The 20,463-nt window shown below is 50.8% G+C and carries 4 protein-coding genes; all 4 read right to left on the bottom strand.

The genetic code is table 11. From position 1 onward, the window contains the following. A partial coding sequence (locus ACWXW9_RS26740) for a non-ribosomal peptide synthase/polyketide synthase (RefSeq protein ID WP_494931853.1) occupies positions 1–15,567 on the bottom strand: 15,567 nt, incomplete at its 3' end. Positions 15,568–15,617: 50 nt separating this feature from the next. Then, the gene (locus tag ACWXW9_RS26735) at positions 15,618–17,483 is read right to left on the bottom strand and encodes an ABC transporter ATP-binding protein (protein WP_494931852.1); all 1,866 of its coding nucleotides are present in this window, start codon (positions 17,481–17,483) and stop codon (positions 15,618–15,620) included. Beyond that, positions 17,458–19,362 (bottom strand): ABC transporter ATP-binding protein, encoded by a 1,905-nt coding sequence (locus ACWXW9_RS26730; RefSeq protein ID WP_494931851.1) that lies wholly within the window; start codon positions 19,360–19,362, stop codon positions 17,458–17,460. The genes ACWXW9_RS26735 and ACWXW9_RS26730 overlap by 26 nt, the downstream gene beginning before the upstream one ends. A gap of 250 nt (positions 19,363–19,612) precedes the next feature. Continuing rightward, the gene (locus ACWXW9_RS26725) at positions 19,613–20,437 is read right to left on the bottom strand and encodes a thioesterase II family protein (RefSeq protein WP_494931850.1); all 825 of its coding nucleotides are present in this window, start codon (positions 20,435–20,437) and stop codon (positions 19,613–19,615) included. Positions 20,438–20,463: the final 26 nt, after the last annotated feature.

Raw genomic sequence — 20,463 nt, 5'->3', positions numbered from 1 at the left:
ACGGTTGGCCCGCTCGTTCAGTTCACCGTAGGTCAACGTCTCTGCTCCAAACAGCACCGCCACCTGATCCGGTGTTCGTGCCGCCTGTTCCTCGAACAGCGCACTTAACGTCTGATCCTGCGGATAAGCTGCCGCCGTATCGCCCCAAACCTGAATAATTTGCGCTTGTTCTTCCGCTGTTACCAATTCCAGTTCATCCACACGGATATGCGGATTGTCTACAATTTGCCCGATGACATGGTCGATATGGCCTTGGATACGCTCCATAGCAAACCGGTTATACACAAGAGCATTGTATTCAAGCAGGATGGAGATATCCTCGTCAGGCACGACAATCAGGTTAAAGTCGTAGTTGGTTTGCTCTGCAAGTGCCACATTGGCAATAGAGAAGCCAGTCTGTGCGCCTGTCTCGGCGGAACCACCCGCCTGCTTCATTTGCTGCCCGATCGGATAGTTTTCAAAGATCATAATATGATTAATCAGGTCTTGCTTTTGTTCAGTCAGCGCCTGAATGTCATACAACGGGAAGGTGTCATACGCACCTGAGGCCAAAGCCTGCTCCTGTGTCCGTTGCAATATTTCAGCAAACGTAGCATTCTGCTCACTGCTAATGCGAACCGGAATCGTATTGATGAACAGACCGATCATGTCCTCCACACCCGGAATGTCTGCCGGACGTCCGGATACAACACTACCAAACACGACATCCTGATTATTATTGTATTTTTGTAAAATAACGCCCCAAACGCTTTGCAGCAATGTATTAATCGTTACCTGCTGCTGCTTGGCAATGCGGTTTAACGCCGCGCTCCGTTCTTTACCCAGTACAAATGACAGCTTTTCCGAAACATAACCGGAATTTGAAGCCGTACCGCTTCCTTCTTTATCTTCAACCCGTGCCATTACGGAAGCCTGTGCGTGCTCGCCAGGCAGCAAGGTCTGCTGCTCGAAGCCAGCCAAATAGTCGCTCCAGTAGCGGGTCGCTTCCTGCGTATCCTGCCGTTCCAGCCATTCAATATACTCACTATACGGCTTGATAGGTGCGAACTCTGGCTGTTTGTGCTCCAGCAGGGCAAAATATGCACCAAACACTTCGTCCGTCACCAGTGACAGGCACCAGCCGTCCATCACCATATGATGGAAGCTCCATACAAAACGGTATGAGCTATCCCCCGTGCGGAAGACGGTTACGCGCATAAGCGCGTCCTTGCCTAAATCAAAGTTTTGCTCTTTATCCAGGGCCACAAATTGAGCTACAGCGTCTTCACGACCTCTGACATCCTCATAGCGGAAGCCCGGATTTTTATAACGATAGACGACCTGTAACGGTTGACCATGCCAGCCGCTGTAGAAATTCGTCCGGAATATAGCATGTCGGCTAACCAACAGCTTCAGGCTTTCCTCGAATACGGTCGGCTCAAAATGTCCCTCAAGGTCAAAGGTCGCCTGTTCAAAGTACACTCCTGATTCTGGGTTCATCAGACTATGGAACAGCATGCCCTTCTGCATCGGCGTTAACGGATACACATTCTCCAATTCCCCAACCGTCTGTGTCTGCTCAACAATCGTATCTAATTGCTCCAGCGTCAGACCCTTTAACAGTACATCGCTTGGAGTCAATTCTGACTGCTCTCGTATGACACAATGCTCAATAATTTCAAGCAAGTTGGCTTTCAGCAGGTCAGCTAGCATTTGGATGGTGTCCTTGCGGAAGGCCTTGCCGTTATACCGAATATCCAGCTCCAGTATGCCGTTCGTGACGATCCCGCCCACATCGAGCGCGTATTTCATCTTCGTTCGGTCACTAACAGCCAGACCAATCGGGTAAGGAGACATCCGTATATCGCTGTTTTGCAAATCCTGATCAAACTGTCCGAGATAATTAAAGCTCACTTGCGGCTCGGCGTAGCCTCCATCTGTTTGACCCGTATGCAAAGTGTCTTCTTTATGACCAGCTGCCTGGCCGGCCTCACTCAGATGTCTCCAAATACCATAGCCAATTCCTTTATTCGGAATCTGACGCAGGCTCTCTTTGGCCTGTTTGATGCATCCCGACAAATCATGATCACGACCGATGTCCAGCAATACCGGATATTGACTCGTAAACCAGCCTACAGTACGTGAAATGTTCGTATCCGGCAAAATGTCCTCACGTCCGTGCCCCTCCAAGTTGATCAGGCTACGTTCATGACCCGTCCATGTGTACAGCATCATGCCCAATGCAGCCAGAAGCAGATCGTTCACTTCCGTGTTATATGCGCGGTGCGCCTGCTTCAATAGCCGTTCTGTCTCTTCTTCCGTAAGCTTGATGACCACTGTATCCGTGTCAGCCAACGTAAATTCGCCATCCTGCGCTTGATCCTCAGGCAACCGTACTTGATCCACCAAAGCAGATGCGTTCAGTTGCTTCCAGTAGGCGCGTTCGCTTTCCATTACCGCGCTATCCGCATAGGTGAAGAGTCGCTCAGACCAGGAACGGAAGGAATCCGTTTTGTCCGGTAGCTGAAGCATTTCTTGATGGACGGCTTGTTCATAGGCTGTGACCAAATCCTCAAATAAAATACGCCACGACACACCGTCCACCACCAAATGGTGAATCGCCATTAGCAGATGATCCCCATCTGCACAGTGGAACAAACCAGCTTTAAACAAAGGACCTTCATGCAGATGAATACTGCTTTGAATTTCACTGGCTTTCGCCTCAATCGCTGCGCTGAGCACGGCTTCATCCGTCAAGTCCCTAAAGTCCAGCACGTCCAGATGGTACAGCTCGCCTTCCTGCAATCCGCGGTTCCATGCTTCATAGCCTTGCTCTGTCTTGCTGAACACCATCCGTAGTGCATCATGGTGCTCCGCCAGCTTGGTGAGCGCCTGACGCAGAGCGGATTCGTCAAAGCCCTGCTTCCGGTGCAGCATGACCGCCTGATTAAAGTGATACGCGTCCACTTGCTCCTGCTCCGCAAACCAGTATTGAATCGGCGTCAGCACCACTTTCCCTGTGACTTCGCCTTGCTCGACCGTTCTCTTGCCCGCTAAACGCAGATGCGGAGCCAGCTCTTTCACGCTTGGATATTTGAACAAGTCCTTCATGTTCAGCTTATAGCCTGCCTGGAACGCACGGGATACGATTTGAATCGCCTTGATCGAATCGCCACCCAGATCAAAGAAATTGTCCAAAATACCGACGGTTTGCACGCTCAGGACGGACTGCCAGACTGCTACAAGTGCCCGTTCCGGTGCGGTGCGCGGCTCTACATAATCCGCTCCGCTTTGCAGGCTGCCTTCCGGTGCCGGCAGTGCCTTGCGGTCGATTTTGCCATTCGGTGTCAGTGGCATCTGCTCCAACTGAATGAAATATGAAGGCACCATATAGCTTGGCAGCTCCCGCCCCAGTTCACTTCTCAGCTCGCTGGCTCCGAGCTCTTGCTCCGCAATATAGTATGCCACCAGTTGGTATTGGCCTGTTTCGTCCGCACGAGCCATGACTATGGCTTCTCGTACCGACTCCACCTTCAGCAATTGCGATTCGACCTCGCCCAGCTCAATCCGGTACCCCCGGATTTTCACCTGATGGTCGATCCGGCCCAAATATTCGATATTGCCGTCCGGCATCCATCTCGCCAAATCGCCCGTGCGGTACATCCGCTCATAGCCTGCTTTCCCGCCTGCAAACGGATTATCCACAAATTTCTCGGCCGTCAGTTCTTCGCGATTCCAATACCCACGTGCCAAGCCTTCTCCTGCAATACATAACTCGCCCGGTACACCGATTGGCTGTAATCCATCATTCGCATTCAGGATATACATTTCCGTATTAGCGATAGGACGTCCGATATTAATTTGATTGGCATGGGTCAGTTCCTGTACCGTCGACCAGACCGTCGTTTCTGTAGGTCCGTACATGTTATAAATGCGAAGACCATTCATTTCTTGCAGTGCTGCCAGCAGCTTGGACGGAAGTGCTTCACCCCCGACCATAATTTCCTTCACGCTTTGCAGCGCACGGGAACCTGCTTCATGACCCAGCAGCATTTGTACCCGGGATGGTGTCATTTGCAACATATCAATATGATGATGAACGATCAACTCACCAAGCGCCTGAGGATCAACCTGATGCTGGCTGTCGCCAAGCACAACAGTCATTCCACCCAACAGTGGCAGGATGGTTTCCAATACGAAAATATCGAATGAAATTGTCGTGAGTGACAAAATGGTTTTGCCCGCTTCAAAGTCGATTATTTCGCGCATCCCAGTAATAAAGTTGAGTACCGAGCCATGCTGGAGCATAACTCCTTTCGGATTTCCAGTCGATCCAGAGGTATAGATGACGTAAGCCAAATGCTCTGGGCGGGCGATCGCCTCCAGGTTGCTGCCCTCTCCCTGATACAATTCTGTATCCTCAAGAAACATTGTATTGGCGTTGCAATGGTGCTCTTCCACCAGATCACGACTGGTCAGAAGCACTGCGGCCTTACTGTCTCCCAGCATGTATTCAATACGAGATGACGGAAATTCGGGATCAATCGGCACATAAGCACCGCCTGCTTTTAGAACAGCAAGGAGACCTACGATCATTTCCACTGAGCGCTGCACCATCAGGCCGACCAGCTTGTCGGGTCCTACTCCCTGCGCTTGAAGCATTCGTGCCAATGAGTTGGCTCGCTCATTCAGCTCCCGATAAGTGAGACTCTGATTTCCAAACACCAATGCCACTTGATCCGGCGTACGCTCCACCTGCTCCTCAAACCCCTGATGGATCGTCTGATGGCGCGGATATACCGAAGCGGTGTCATTAAACGCTTCTGTAATCTGTTGTTTTTCCACCACTGTGACCAATTCCAGCTCTTCAACGCGAACATTCGGATGGAGTGAAATTTGCTCCAGCAGACGGACAAAATGTCCATGCAGACGCTCAATGCCTATTTGATCAAAGCAGAGCGCGTTATACATAAAACGAATCTTTATACCTTCTCCCGGCATAACGGCTACGTTCAGATCGTAGTTGGTTTCCTCTGTAGTCACTACGTTCGAAATCGTAAATTTATCGTGTCCATTGCTTCCCAACTGCTCTACCTGCTGCTCCACCGGGTAATTTTCAAATATCATTATATGGTTGATCAAATCCTGCTTCTGTTCGGTCAGCGCCTGAATTTCATACAACGGGAATGCGTCGTAGCTATTAGAGGCCAGCGCCTGCCGCTGTGTTCGTTTCATCAGTTCGACAAAGGACTCACCCTTTTCAGACAGAATGCGCACTGGAATCGTGTTTATGAACAACCCAATCATGCGCTCCACACCCATAATATCGGCTGGACGACCGGATACAACACTGCCGAATACAACATCCGGACTGTTGTTATATTTTTGCAACAGCACGCCCCATACCGTCTGAATCAGTGTGTTGATCGTCACCTGATTTTGCTTCGCCACCCGTTCGATCTGAGCGACCAGTTCCGGCTGGAATTCGCATTCCAGTTCTCCGGCCACATAGTCCCCGACTTGTGCGGATTTAGGCTGTGTTTTTTGCTGCGGAAGCGTAATTTGCTGCTCATAGTCTGCCAGATACCCGCTCCAGTATTGCAGGGCCGCTTCACGATCCTGACGCTCCAGCCATTCAATAAAACGACTGAATGGCGTGACCAGCTCAAGCGCCGGCTCCTGACCCGCACGAAGTGCCTGATAGCTGCCAAACACCTCCTGTATCATAAAGGACAAGCACCAGCCATCCATCAAAATGTGATGGAAGCTCCAAACAAAGTGGTACGTTTCATCTCCCGTTTGCAAAATGGAGATACGATTGAGTGCATCCTCTGCCAGACGGAATCCTTTGGCTTTATCTGCAAGGACAAAAGCCTCAACCTGAGCTTCACGTTCTTCTTTATCTAGTCCGCGCAAGTCTTCGTAGTACAATCCTCCGCTGCGGTTGCGGAAGACGACCTGTACAGGCTCATCTTTCCATGAATGGATAAAGTTCGTCCGTAGGGCCTCATGACGTTGTACAAGCAGATCCAGACTTTTGCCGAAAGTGACCACATCAAAACGTCCGTTCAGCTCAAAGGTGGCCTGCTCAAAATAAGCCGCCGAATCCTCATCCATCATGCTGTAGAAGAGCATACCCTTTTGCATTGGCGTTAAGGCATACACATTTTCCAGCTCACCTAGATCTCGCGTATCTTCCACCAGCTGCTCCAACTCGTCCAACGTTACGTTATTTAGCAGGACATCACTTGGTGTCAATACCGTTCTCTCCTGGGCGACGCAATGGCTGATCACCTCACGCAAGCCCGAAGCCAGCAGCTCTCCAAGCTGGGCAATCGTTTCGTGACGGAATTGCGTTGTGCCGTAACGAATCGTGAAGATCAGCTCTCCGCCCTCGATCACTCCATTGATATCCAGCGCAAAATCCATAGCCGCGTTTGTGCTGACAGGCACACCCATAGAATAGGAGGAAGGCTCCAGATCGTTGCCTTTATAATCCTGATCAAACTGGCCCAGATAGTTAAAGTTGATTTCTGGGGTCAACTGGAGCTGTACGCCTGCTTGCGCGAAAGCCTCAGCATTTGACAGGTATCGCAAAATACCATAGCCAATGCCTTTTTGCGGAATATGGTGCAGCCCTTCCTTCACCCGTTTGATCAAACAGGCGATATTTCCGCCTTGTCCCAGGCTTCCATCCAGTACAACCGGGAATTGACTCGTAAACCAGCCAACCGTGCGCGTAATATCCACATCAGATAAAATGGATTCCCGTCCATGACCCTCCAGGTTGACCAGCACTCGTTCAGAACCGGACCAGTCATATACGGCTTTGCCGAGTGCAGCCAGCAACAGGTCATTCATTTCCGTGCTATACGCGCGGTGAGCTTGCTTGAGCAACAAATCGGTTTCCTGCTTCGTCCAGCGGACGGTGACAACCTCACTGTCTCCAAGCAAGGCATGATCGTTGTCATAATCCTTTGGCAACGGCTTCGCCAGACTTGCTTCTGCTTGTTCAATATGCTGCCAGTAAGCAAGCTCCCGCTCCATCGTCGCACTGTTCGCATAGGCTGACTGATGCTCGGCCCATGTCTGGAACGAATCTGTTTTCAGCGGCAATCGAATAGCTTTGCCCGTTTTACCTGCAACAGCCTGCTCATAAGCGGCTGCCAAATCCTCCAGCAGAATGCGCCACGATACACCGTCCACGACCAAATGGTGAATGACGATTAACAAATGATCGCCCTGAGCGCATTGGAACAAACCAAGCTTCACAAGCGGTCCCTCACTCAAATGAATGCCGGCTTGAATTTCACTCGCCTTGGCTTCCACAGCTGTGGATTCGTCTTCAACCCCACTGAAATCTACAATGTCCAGTGTATATAGCTCGCCTTCCTCCACACTGCGGTTCCAAGCTACGTAGCCATGCTCCGTCTCGCGGAATACAGTACGCAATGCGTCATGATGTTGGACCATGCGTTCCATTGTATGGCGCAGCGCCTCTACGTCAAAGCGCCCGGCTCGATACAGCATCATCGCCTGGTTGCTGTGATGCAGGTCAACCGGCTGCTGCTCAAAGAACCACCGTTGAATTGGTGTCAGCTCTACCTCACCGGCTACCTCTTCCTGACTGGCGATTTTGCCATCTGTGCGAAGCAAAGGACTAAGGGACGCTACCGTCGGATTACTGAACAGGTCTTTCATGTTCAGTCGATAGCCTGCTTGCAGCAATCGGGACGATACCTGCAAGGCCTTGATCGAATCGCCACCCAGCTCGAAGAAGTTATCCTGCGTACCTACCGTTTCCACGCCCAGCACCCCGGCCCATACCGTAGCCAATGCCTGCTCTACCGTTGTACGCGGTGCCACATAGGCTACACCTGTATGGATACTGCCTTCCGGCTCCGGCAAGGCCTTGCGGTCGATTTTGCCGTTGCTCGTCAGCGGTATCGTCTCCAGACGCATCAAGCGTGCTGGCACCATGTGTGCTGGCAGCCCTGCTTCCAGCTCGGCCTGTACCTCTTCGATCCGCAGCTCCGCTTCTCCCGTGATATAGCCGCACAAATACTTGTGTCCACGCTCATCTGTCCGGTCGATCACGACCGCTTGACGCACGCCCGGCACCCGCTGGATCACGGTTTCGATCTCGCCCAGCTCGATCCGGTAGCCCCGGATTTTGACTTGATAGTCCATCCGGCCGATAAAGTCCACATTCCCGTCCGGCATCCACCGTGCCAGGTCTCCGGTGCGATACAATCGTTCACCCGGCACGTACGGATTCGCCACGAATTTCTCGGCCGTCAGGTCCGCACGGTTCAGGTATCCCCGTGCTACCCCGGCTCCGCCAATGCATAGCTCGCCCAGTACGCCGACAGGCACCGGATTCAGCTGGCTGTCCACGATATAAAAACGGGCGTTTAGCCACGCCTGACCAATCGGCACACTGCCGCTGCTCGGCAGCTTCGATAGCTCTTCGTCATAGAAGCTGGAGTCAATCGCTGCTTCCGTTACACCGTAGCTGTTAATAATCCGAGTATCTGCGCCAAACCGCTCTTGCAGCACCAGGTAATCCGTCACGCTGCAGCTATCTGAGCTCGTAATCAGCAGTTCCAGACTGCTCATGTCCAGTCCCTGTTCATACACATGCTGCATGAACGGTACGATCAGGGCCGGTGTCGATTCGAACACCGTAACCTGATAATTGCGAATCCAGCTATACAGACGGCCTGGATCAATCCGGTCATCTTTCGGGCAGATGACCATCGTTCCGCCGTTATAGAGCGCCCGTGCGATATCGCCGACGAATACGTCGAAGGAGAAGCTCGCCAGCTGCAGCAACCGTACCGGGAACTGGTTCAGATGGTAATCCCGGCGATATGCCGCAGCCGTATTCACCAAGCTGCGATGCTCGATCATGACTCCCTTCGGACGTCCCGTTGTTCCGGAGGTGTAGATCACATACGCCAGATCCTGCGGCTCATTGATATGTTCGACATCCGCAATATCCCCGGTGTACAGCGACTCATCGTCCAACGCCAGTACAGTCTGCAAACGCAGTCCTGTTGCTGGTTCGGATGTTACTTCACTGTCAGATGGCGAATTTAATGTTAAACTCAGGCCTCCATGGAGGGTATCTGATTCCACCGTCTCAGCGCTAACCGCCGTTTCCAGTTGGCCCTCTGACTTCCCTCCGGCCAAGGCCCATGGGCTTTCCTCCAGCCATACCTGCGCACGCTCCTGCAAGCCTGTTTGAGTCAGCAGCACCGTCGCACCGCTGTCCTCCAGCATAAAGCGGATACGCTCTGACGGATAATCGGCATCTAACGGCACATAGGCGCCTCCAGCCTTCCATACCGCCAGCACACCGACCAGCATGTCCACCGAACGTTCGCTCAAGATGCCGACAATCGATTCGCGCCCGATGCCTTCATTCCGCAATCTACGGGCCAGCTGGTTCGCACGCTCGTTCAGTTCACGGTACGTAAGCTGATTCTCCTCGTACACAACCGCCACGTGATCCGGTACAAGCTGCGCCTGTTCTTCCACATAGGCGTGGAACAACAATTCTACTTCCTTCACATCACTCCACGCAGACACACCAACTGAACCAAAACCGTCAATGATCTTCGCTTTTTCCTCAGCAGTCACCAGCTCAAGTTCATCTACCAGCGCATTCGGTCTGTTAATCGCTTCCTCTACGATATGCAGCAAATGCTCACGGATTTGCTCAATAGCTGCGCGTTCAAACACCAGCGCGTTGTATTCCAAATGAACACCGATTTCATCACCCGGCACAATGGTAATGTTAAAATCATAGTTCGTTTGCTCCGACACGGAAGCATTCGCAATCGTAAAGCCGTTCGTGTCACGGTTGCCCATTTGCTCCATGCTCTGTTCCACCGGATAGTTTTCAAACACCATAATATGGTTTACCAAATCCTGCTTCTGCTCTGTCAGGGCCTGAATTTCATACAACGGATAGGTTTCATAGGCACGGGAAGCAAGCGCCTGCTCCTGTGTCTGCTTCATCAGCCCAGCGAACGTAACATCTTCCCCGCTATGAATCCGTACAGGAACCGTATTAATAAACAAACCGATCATTTTATCGATGCCTGGAATATCCGCCGATCTACCGGATACAACACTACCAAATACAACGTCCCGACTATTGTTATACCGTTGCAGCACAACGCCCCATGCTGCTTGCAACAGCGTATTGACCGTCACTTGCTGCTGCTTGACCAGTTGGTTCATCCGTTCCGTCACTTCACGGCTCAGTGTAAACGAAAGCTTGTCAGCCTCATATCCCTTAGCGTGACCGTCCAGTTGTTTTGCCTGCGGCAACACCGTCTGTTGTTCAAAACTGGCAAAATAGTCACTCCAGAACCGTTCTGATTCCGCGTTGTCACTCCGTTCCAGCCATTCAATATATTCGCTATATGGCGTTACCGGGGCAAGCTCCGGCTTGCGGCCTTCAAGCAGGGCAAAATACGTATTAAAGGCTTCCCCGACAACCAGGAACAAGCACCAGCCGTCCATCAAAATATGGTGGAAGCTCCACACAAAACGGTAAGACTCCTCGCCCGTACGTAATATAGATACTCTCATCAGCTCGCCTGAGCTGAAATGAAACCCTTCCGCTTTATCTCGCTCAGTAAAATCAGCAATGTACGCGTCCAGTTCTCCTTGCTCCATCGAACGCACATCTTCAAAACGGAATCCGGCAGCTTTATGACGATACACCACCTGTAAAGGCTGCTCATTCCAGCCGCTATAAAAATTCGTTCTGAAAATTTGATGGCGATTTACCAGCAGATTCAGGCTCTCGGCAAAAGCGTCCACTTGAAAGCTGCCCTGCAGATCAAATGTTGCCTGCTCAAAATACGCCCCGGATTGCGGCTCCATCAAGCCGTGGAACAAGATCCCCTTTTGCATCGGCGTTAGCGAATAAATATTTTCCAGCTCTCCCACAGCAGCGGTTTGCTCTACAATGTGCTCCAGTTCTCCAGCCGTTAGTCCTTGGAAGGACAGATCGCTTGGTGTCAACTCTGGCAGTTCTTTGTCCACGCAATGAGCTAATACCTGGCGCAAGCTTTCCTGAAGCAAATCAGCTAGCCTTTTGATTGATTTTTTCATGAACGTTTTGCCGCTGTAGCTGATCGTCAACTCCAGCGCACCGTCCGTGATCATGCCGTTGATATCAAGGGCATACCGCTTGGTCAACGTGTCACTAATGGAAGCCCCGAGGGAATAAGGAGACATACGGAATGCATTATTTTTCAAATCCTGATCGAATTGTCCGAGATAGTTAAAGCTAATTTCCGGCTCGGCGACAAAAGCTGCCTCCCCTTCTTCAGCAGCAGAAAGATATCTCAAAATCCCGTATCCAATTCCTTTATGCGGCAAACGGCGCAGCCCTTCCTTGACGTTCTTGACACGTCGTCCCACATTCCGATCCTCGCCCATATCCAGCACAACTGGGAATTGGCTGGTAAACCAACCGACCGTACGTGTAATATCCACGTCTGGCAAAATAGCTTCCCGTCCATGACCCTCCAGATTCACAAGCACCTGGCTGATGCCTGCCCACTCGTGAACCGCAGTTCCCAGAGCCGTCAGCAATAGATCGTTCGCTTCCGTATTATAGGCACGGTGTGCCTGCTTCAAAAATTGTTCTGTTTCTTCAACTGTCCACGCTACCGTGAGTGTACGGTCATCGCGGAGACGAGGCTTGGCCTCGGATTTGCGAGTGTAATCCTTGGGCAAAGCTGCTTGAGTAGCCCCAGCTTGCTCCAGCTCTTGCCAGTATGCACGTTCCTTCTGCAATGCTGTGCTGTTCGCATAAGCTGACAGCTGATCAGCCCACAGGCGGAAGGAATCCGTCTTATTCGGCAAACGGACAGACTCGCCCTGTAAAGCCTGCTCATATCCAGTTGCCAAATCCTCCAGCAAAATACGCCAAGACACACCATCCACCACAAAATGGTGAATCGCCATCAACAAATGATCGCCATCAGGGCAACGGAACAGACCCAGCTTTACCAGAGGGCCTTCATCCAGCCGGATGCTGCCTTGAATTTCACTGGCTTTTGCTTCCAGCTCATGTGCAAAATCAGGTTCGTTCGTAAAATCAATCACTTCGAGGCTGAAAAGCTCACCTGCTTGTACGCCACGGTTCCATGCTTCGTACTCGCCGTCTGTATTTTGGCTGAATACGATACGCAGAGCATCATGATGCTCAACCATGCGTTGCAGCACCTGACGAAGCGCCGTTTCGTCCATACGATCCTCACGATGCAGCATCAATGCCTGATTATAGTGTTCTGGCTTGGCCGGCTGCTGCTCAATAAACCAATACTGAATCGGCGTCAACGCTACCGTACCCGTGACTTCCCCTTGGTCTGAGACGCGGCTCACCTGCTGCACCCGTCCATTCAGCTCAGCAATGGTCGGATATTGGAACAGTTCCCTCATTTCCAGTTTATAGCCGTTTTGCAGCAGTCTCGAAGACACCTGAATGGCCTTGATCGAGTCGCCTCCCAGATGGAAAAAGTTATCCAGTACACCGATATGCTCAATGCCCAGTACAGATTGCCATACCGATACCAACGTCCGCTCCACATCGGTTCGCGCTGCTACATAATCCTCGCCGGAATCCACACTTCCCTCCGGCTGTGGCAATGACCGGCGATCCACCTTGCCATTGGGCGTGAGTGGCAATTGCTCCAGCTGTACAAAATACGACGGCACCATGTAGCCCGGCAGCTCCTGGCTCAAAGCGCTACGCAGCTCACTTGCCACAACATCCTCATGGGTTACCACATAAGCGCAGAGCTGCTTTTGCCCCTGCTCATCCTCTCGTGCTATCACGACGGCTTCTCGCACCGCCTCCAGCTTCAACAGCTGTGCCTCCACCTCGCCCAGCTCGATCCGGTACCCCCGGATTTTCACCTGTGCGTCGATCCGTCCCTTGTATTCCAGCGTCCCGTCCGCATTCCAGCGCACCAGGTCGCCTGTGCGATAGCAGCGTTCTCCACTGCGGAACGGGCTGTCCATGAACTTTTCTGCCGTCAGGTCCGGGCGGTTGCGGTATCCACGTGCCACCCCGTCACCGCCGACGATCAGCTCTCCCCATGCTCCGACAGGCTGGAGCTGCATCGAACGATCCACGACATACGCCGTCGAGTTAGGGATCGGGCTGCCAATCGGCACCGATTCTGATTGCACGCCGGTAATCCCATGTGTTGTGGAAAAGGTCGTGTTTTCTGTCGGCCCGTAGCCGTTGATGATCCGCAGGGAAGGATGGGCCTCCAGCACCCGGTTAATAGGCGGGACGGACAGCACATCACCGCCGACCAGCAGCTCCCGTATCCCCTCAAACAGTTCCAGGTCCTGCTGCGACAGTTGGTTAAAGAGCGGCGCTGTCAGCCACATCGTGGTAATGCCATGGCTGCGAACAGCTTCCTTGAGCTTCGGCGCGTCCAAAATGACATCCTGACTTACCAGTACCAGCTGTCCACCATTCAATAGCGCACCCCAAATTTCGAAGGTGGACGCGTCGAAGACAACAGCCCCGGTCTGCAAAATGCGCGTATCCGCATTCAATTGCGCATAGTTTGTATTTTTCACCAGACGCACGACATTGCGGTGCTCCACCATAACACCTTTTGGCTGGCCAGTAGTTCCCGAAGTGTACATCAAATAGGCGAGTCGATCCCCGAATTTACCCGCTTGTGAAATCTCATTTTTCATATTTGTATAATGGGTATAACCCGCATGATTAGCCTCGTTTTGTTTCCATTGTACGGTATTTAAGCCTTGCTCAGCCTCTGTCCCGTATACAGTAGCATCGCTCAGATCCAGCACAATTCCGCTGTAGTCATCTGGCTGCTGCTTCGCATGCTGCACCAGCAGTAGCTTCGCATCTGAATCCTCCAGCAGGTAGCGTACACGCTCTGCCGGATAATCCGGGTCAATCGGCACATATGCGCCGCCCGCCTTGAGGATTGCCAACATGCCGACGATCATATCTGTGGAACGCTCAGCGACGATGCCCACGGTTCGTTCAACAGTAACACCGTAACCGCGCAGCGTGTGAGCCAGCCTGTTGGCCTGTTCATTCAGTTGCCCATAGGTTAGACGACGGTTTCCAAACACAACCGCAGTCTGATCCGGCATACGCTCTGCCTGTTGCTCGAACAGTTCATGAATCCCTGCATCATGTGGATATGGCACTGCTGTAGCATTGAATACATCCACAATTTGCGTCCGCTCCTCGTCACTAATCAGTGACAACTCCTGTATACGCTTCTGCGGACCTTTCACCATATGCTCAGCCACACTCAAGAATTGTCGGATAATTCGGGCAATCTCCTGTTCACTGAACAGATCAGTACGATAATCCAGATGCAGTATAAACTTATCGTCATCCAGCATTTCTACCATATGAATATCAAAGTCATTCACCGTATCTCCACAGAAATCGGTAGCCACCTGCTGAACGGCTTCATCAAAACGGGAGAAGCTCAGCGTACGATACTGAATTGAAACGCCAAAGAGGCGCTGAATATCCAGACTGCTTTGCTGTTCACGCAAATCCTGAATAATTTTGTTGTACGGGTAACGCTGATGCCGCAAAATGGACGACTGCTCCTTGCCCACACCTTGCAGGAAGGTCAGCAGCTCGGATTCCGGCTCAACCAGCAAGCGCGTAGCCACGGTGCTGACGAACATGCCAATCGTATCCTTCTCATTCTTCGACGTACGGTTAGCGTACAGGGTACCTACGGTTAAATCCTGTTCCCCCGTCACTTTATGTAAATAAATATACAGGGCGGCCAGGAAGAACGTAAAAATACTGATTTTATGCTCCTCGCAAAAAACCTTGACACCACGATACAGTTCATGCTCCAGTGTATAGCTCTCCCGGCGTGCAGCTGTGCTCAGCGTTAACGGATTGTATGATTTTAAGCCTGTCATCTCTGGCAAATCGGCAAACTTTTCCGTCCAATATGTCTTGTCCTTCTGGTAACGGTCAGATTGCTCATAGTCTTGCTCCACCTGAATGAAATCCAGATATGGATTCGCTTTGGCCGGTGTAGCCTGACCTGTACCATGGACAATATCCATGTAATGAGTGGTAATTTCATTAATGGCCTGATTCATGGATACACCATCTGAAATAATATGGTGCATTGTGAAATTGTACCAGGTTTCTTCTGCCCCCAGCTGCAAAATAACCAATTGGTAGAGCTGAGAATCCAGCAATAAAAAGGGCTGGGAATTAAGACGGTTTACCAGTTGTTCGGCTTCCTCCGGGGTAACCTGGAGCGTTTCTACACTTTGTGCAGCAAATGGCTCTACATATTGATACGGAATACCATCCTGAGCAGTGATTTTAATGCGAAAAGAATCGTTTTGTGCAATCACCTGATTCATCGCCTGCTGCAATGCATCTATGCGAACAGTTCCCTTGATTTTAACAGTTGCAATAAGTGTGGACGTGTTGCGATTGGGATACAAAAGCTCCGTATACCAAATACGTTGCTGTGGCTGGCTTAATGCAAACAATTGAATATCGTGCTGAGTCATATGTCTCTCTCCTCGCAAAATAGATATTGTTAAAAAGAAACCTCGCATATTTATGCGGTTTGTTCCTCGGGATGCTTTCGAAACTGAAGCTCATACAGCTTCGCATAATGACCGTCCTTGGCAAGGAGCTGGTCATGGGTACCCTGTTCTTTCAGCTCGCCTTCGGCAAGAACACAGATCGTATCAGCCCGTTCAATCGTAGACAATCGATGGGCAATGACTAATGTTGTACGATCCTTCATCAGCTCATTTAAGCCCTGCTGGACTTCATATTCCGATTCAGCATCCAGCGCCGAGGTCGCTTCATCCAGCAGCAAAATCGGTGCGTTTTTGAGCAAAGCGCGAGCAATCGCGAGCCGCTGTCTTTGACCACCGGATAAGTTGGCTCCGCGTTCACCGACAATGGTGTCGTAGCCCTCTGGCAGCTCGGCTATGAAGCCGCTCGCATAGGCTGTTTTGGCCGCAGCCTCTACTTCCTCATCCGTGGCATCCGGTGAGCCAAAGCGGATATTATCCGCTACTGTACCGTGGAACAACGTAGCCTCCTGTGGTACATAGGCCATCAAATCCCTGACCTCATCTAACCGAAGCTCACCTGCCGAGCGGCCACGGACCCGCAGCACACCCTCATCCGGTGGATAAAAGCCTAGCAATAGCTTCATGACTGTGCTTTTCCCACCACCACTTGGGCCGACGAGCGCAGTGACCTGCCCTTCCGGTACGATCAGGTTCAGCCTTTGCAGCGTTGGACGGTCCGGTTGATAACCGAAGGTGATGTCGTGCAGCTCCAGCGCAGCCGGAACTTGTTCAATGGCATGGCCTGAGCTCACAGTTTCGACATCACTATGAAATCCGTTAGGTTCACGAGCCGATAAAACTGCTGCCTCCGGGCCGATCAGCCCAGCCTGCGGTTCCTTCTGTTTCGACTCTGGAAAATGCTCCTCTTCCTTCGACTCATCCAGAACTTCGCGGATACGCGCCAAGCCCGCCAAGGAGTTTTGCAACAACGATACAGCCGCCCCCAGCTGCAAAAACACCGTGGAAATGCCGCCTTGCAGTTGCACAATCTGCCCCAGTACTCCCAGCTCCATCTGCTTCTGTGAAACCAGAATCAGTCCGGCGACAAGCACACCACCCAACGTAATGAATTCAATTACAAAATTATACATATCCTGCAAGCCCATATGACGTCCCTGCCGGATGCTGATACGGTTAATGTCCTCGCTAGCATCGTTACAAAGTCCGCCTACCTTTGTCCGCAATCCGAACAGCTTCACCGTCTGCAAGCCGGACAGCAAATCACTTAACCGTTCCGTGAACCTGCTCATCCGTCCCTGTAACTCATCACTCGTCTGTCGCATCTTCTTCGCAAAATGAGAATTTACCCAAGCTGAGGCCAGCCCAAGTAAAACCGCCATAATCCCAAATCGCCAATCCAGCACCATCATAATGACTAACGAGCCAAAGAAAAGCGAAACTTCCAGTATAATCGAGCGAATATGAACAGTGTAAGCCTGCTCCAACGTCTGTACATCGTTTGTCATGCGGGATACAAGATCACCCGAATGGCGTTTTTCGGCCTTTTCATAGGACAGCTTGACAATATGCCCGAATAGTCTTACCCGTACATTGGCAATCGCCAGCCTCACACACCGCTTATACATGTAGCTGCACAGCGGAGAAATAAGACTTAGTGCCAAAAATGTACCGCTGACCAAATAAATTGCCTGGTAAAGCCCCTGCACTTCCCCATCAACCGCAAAATTCAGCAAATAATGCACCACAAAGGAAAGTAAAATCGTGATGCTCGCATTGGTCAGACTGTTGCCAACCAACCCGATAAAATACCATTTTCGGTACGGCTTCATCAGGGACAGCAACTGCTTAAACTCATAAAACCCCTGCTTGAAGGTCACGTTTCTCACTCCTTTCCTCTGGCATCGAATTGCCGTTTTCCATCGTATGCTGTTCTTCTTCGAAATTTTGCAAATACAGCTTTCGATATTCACCATCGCGACCCAGTAATTCCTCATGCGTGCCCGATTCCACAATGCTCCCCTGATCAAGTACAATAATCCGGTTCGCCTGACGCACGGTTGACAGTCGATGAGCAATCACCAGTACCGTCCGATTATGCATTGCCGCACTCATCGCGATCTGCACCTGAGCCTCCGACTGGCTATCAAGCGCTGAAGTTGGCTCATCCAGTAGAAGCAGCGGAGCATTTTTCAACAATGCTCTTGCTATGGAAATACGCTGCTTTTGTCCACCGGACAATCCTCCTCCCCGCTCGCTCAAAAGGGTCTCATAGCCCTCGGGAAGCTGAACAATAAAATCATGCGCATGCGCCGCTTTCGCCGCCTCGACAATTTCTTCACGGGTCGCCTCCAGACGTCCATATCCGATATTTTCTGCAATCGTGGCCGGAAAAAGCGACGGCTCCTGAGATACCATTGAAATATGGCTGCGCAGGCTCGTTAAATTCCAATCTGTCAAACTCTTTCCAAATAGTTGAACGGTTCCAGCATGCTCTCCCGGTTCATTAAATCCGCAAAGCAGCTTAAATATCGTGCTTTTGCCGCCACCGCTACCGCCGACAATCGCTACCGTTTCTCCTTGTCCTACCTGAAAGCTGATATCCTTGAGCACAGTGTTCCCTTCGTCGTAGCCAAAGGTCAAATGCTCAAACCTGACTACAGCAGTGTCATCGTCGCCTTCTGCTCCGTCTGTCTCGCTTTTACTTGCTTGACTCGCTTGGTTGGCTTTCCTTTCTGCATTGTCCTCAAAACGTAGGCCCTTATCCTCTCGATCATCACCGACTGAGGTGATTTCACCACCCTGACGTTCATCCGGCCAATCCAATACCTCAAACAAATGCTTCGCCGCTCCCCCCGCTTCCTTCATTTGCGAGATAATCGTCGGCAGCATGGAAACAGGCTGCAATATAAACGAAATCAGATATAAAAATAGGACAATGCCTCCAGCATTCAGCTCTCCTTGTTGAATCAGGTATCCTCCGTACGCAATGACCAAAATAATCGGTGTTGCCAGCATCATCACACCTACTGGGGTAATAGAAGCATAGCGCTTTTCCAACCCCAGACCGCGCCTGACGACCTCCTCCATCATCACCATATACTTCTTCAGTAGCACAGCCTGCATATTGAATGCCTTGACGATAGGAATTCCTCCAATTGCATCCTGTCCGACCGCGTTCAAATGAGCCATTTTCTCCTGAAGCTGCTCGGAATATTTTTCAATCCGCCTGCTCATCAGTGTTGTTACGATCATCCCTACAGGCATAAGCGCAAGACTGGCCAAGATCAGCTTCCAGCTTGTCATTAAAAGCAACGTTAGTGATGCCGTAAACACAAGCGGTAAATAAAACAGATTGGCAAAATGCTCGATAAAAAAATTCTGTAACTTCGCCGTATTGTTCGTAAGCCGGGATACCAAATCTCCGGTGAACTTCCTCTCCACTCTGGAAACTGGTAAATCGCAAAACTTATGTACGAGGTCGCCTCTCAAATCGCGGAGTGCACTAACGCTAAATCGCGCAGAAGCGTACCTCATCACAAACTTACAGGGCATTCCAATTAGCGTCATACCAACAACTAGATAGATCATGTTTTGGGTGGAGGAGAAGGTCCCCTCTACCATTTGCTCAATGGCCTTACCCAAAATAATGTCTATGGCTGCCAAACTTAAGGAGGCGATCACTGTTATGAAAACCCATAGATTGTACGGTCTTACATAACGCGCGAGTCTTCGAAAAGCAGAATTTGATCGAAACAAGGACATCCCTCTTTTTCGTTGCTCACACTTTCGCAGTGCGAACTTTTTTAGTGAGGATTTTACAAAATCCTGAAGTTGCAATGGACATGGTGAGATAAACTCTGGCTCTGGATGTATGAGTATTTACATGGAATGAAATCATTCTTGAATTATGCTGGGCATTGCATCATGGTGGTGGGTTGATTGTCGAGTGGTTGCCGAGATGTTAATCATGTTTGTGTATCGTGGTGTATCATGATGTGCGGGACTTTTAACTATGTCTGAATCGTGGTTGTAGGGTATTGTTGCTGTAAGATGTATAAGCTGCAGCAGCGTGGTTCAGGGCTGAAGATGCGGACAAAATATTCACGACTGTGCTTATAACTTCTTGCTCTTGTTCATGAATGAAAAAGTGATTTCCTTCGAACATTCGCACATCTATGGGCGATGTGGTGTGCTGCTGCCAGGCATGAAGTGAATCAGTGCTCACCTCATGATCCTTCATGCCACCCAAAATGGTCATCGGGCAGGCCAAGGGGCTTCCCGGCTGATAAACATACGTTTCGCACACCTTAAAATCCGCACGCAGACGGGGCATAATAATTTGCATTAACTCTGCATTTTGCAGTACTTCTTCGGGTGTTCCCTGCATCAAACGAAGCTCTTCGGTGAAAGGTTGATCTGCTAAATCATGGAGTTGTTTTTTGGAATACGGAAGATGTGGTGCGGATTTACCGGATACGATGATATGGACAGGCATTGTTCCGGTTTTGCTATATAACTGCCGTGCTGTTTCAAATGCAATCAGTGCTCCCATACTGTGTCCGAAAAAAGCAAACGGCTTATGTATGTATGGAGCCATAGCGGGAATCAACGATTGCACGATGTCCTGAATGGTGTCCATTGGAGCCTCTGTTGAGCGGCTTTCACGTCCTGGAAGCTGTACAGGCAGCACAGTAATGTCAGGCGCAAGTGTAGACTTCCAAGAACTGAATATGGAAGCACCACCACCGGCATAAGGGAAGCAAAATAGCTGGAGCTTCTCAGCCGGAAGAACCGCGGCTTTCGCAAACCAAGATTGTGATCGAGTCGTCATATGAATTCCTCCATCCTCTATGCAGT

The organism is Paenibacillus sp. LT-B23 (assembly GCF_059417685.1).
This window is presented reverse-complemented; position numbering and strand designations above follow the sequence as displayed.

Bases quoted from the DNA above. Each gene is read 5' to 3' on its own strand.
- ACWXW9_RS26725 (WP_494931850.1), bottom strand. From the start codon at position 20,437: ATGACGACTCGATCACAATCTTGGTTTGCGAAAGCCGCGGTTCTTCCG.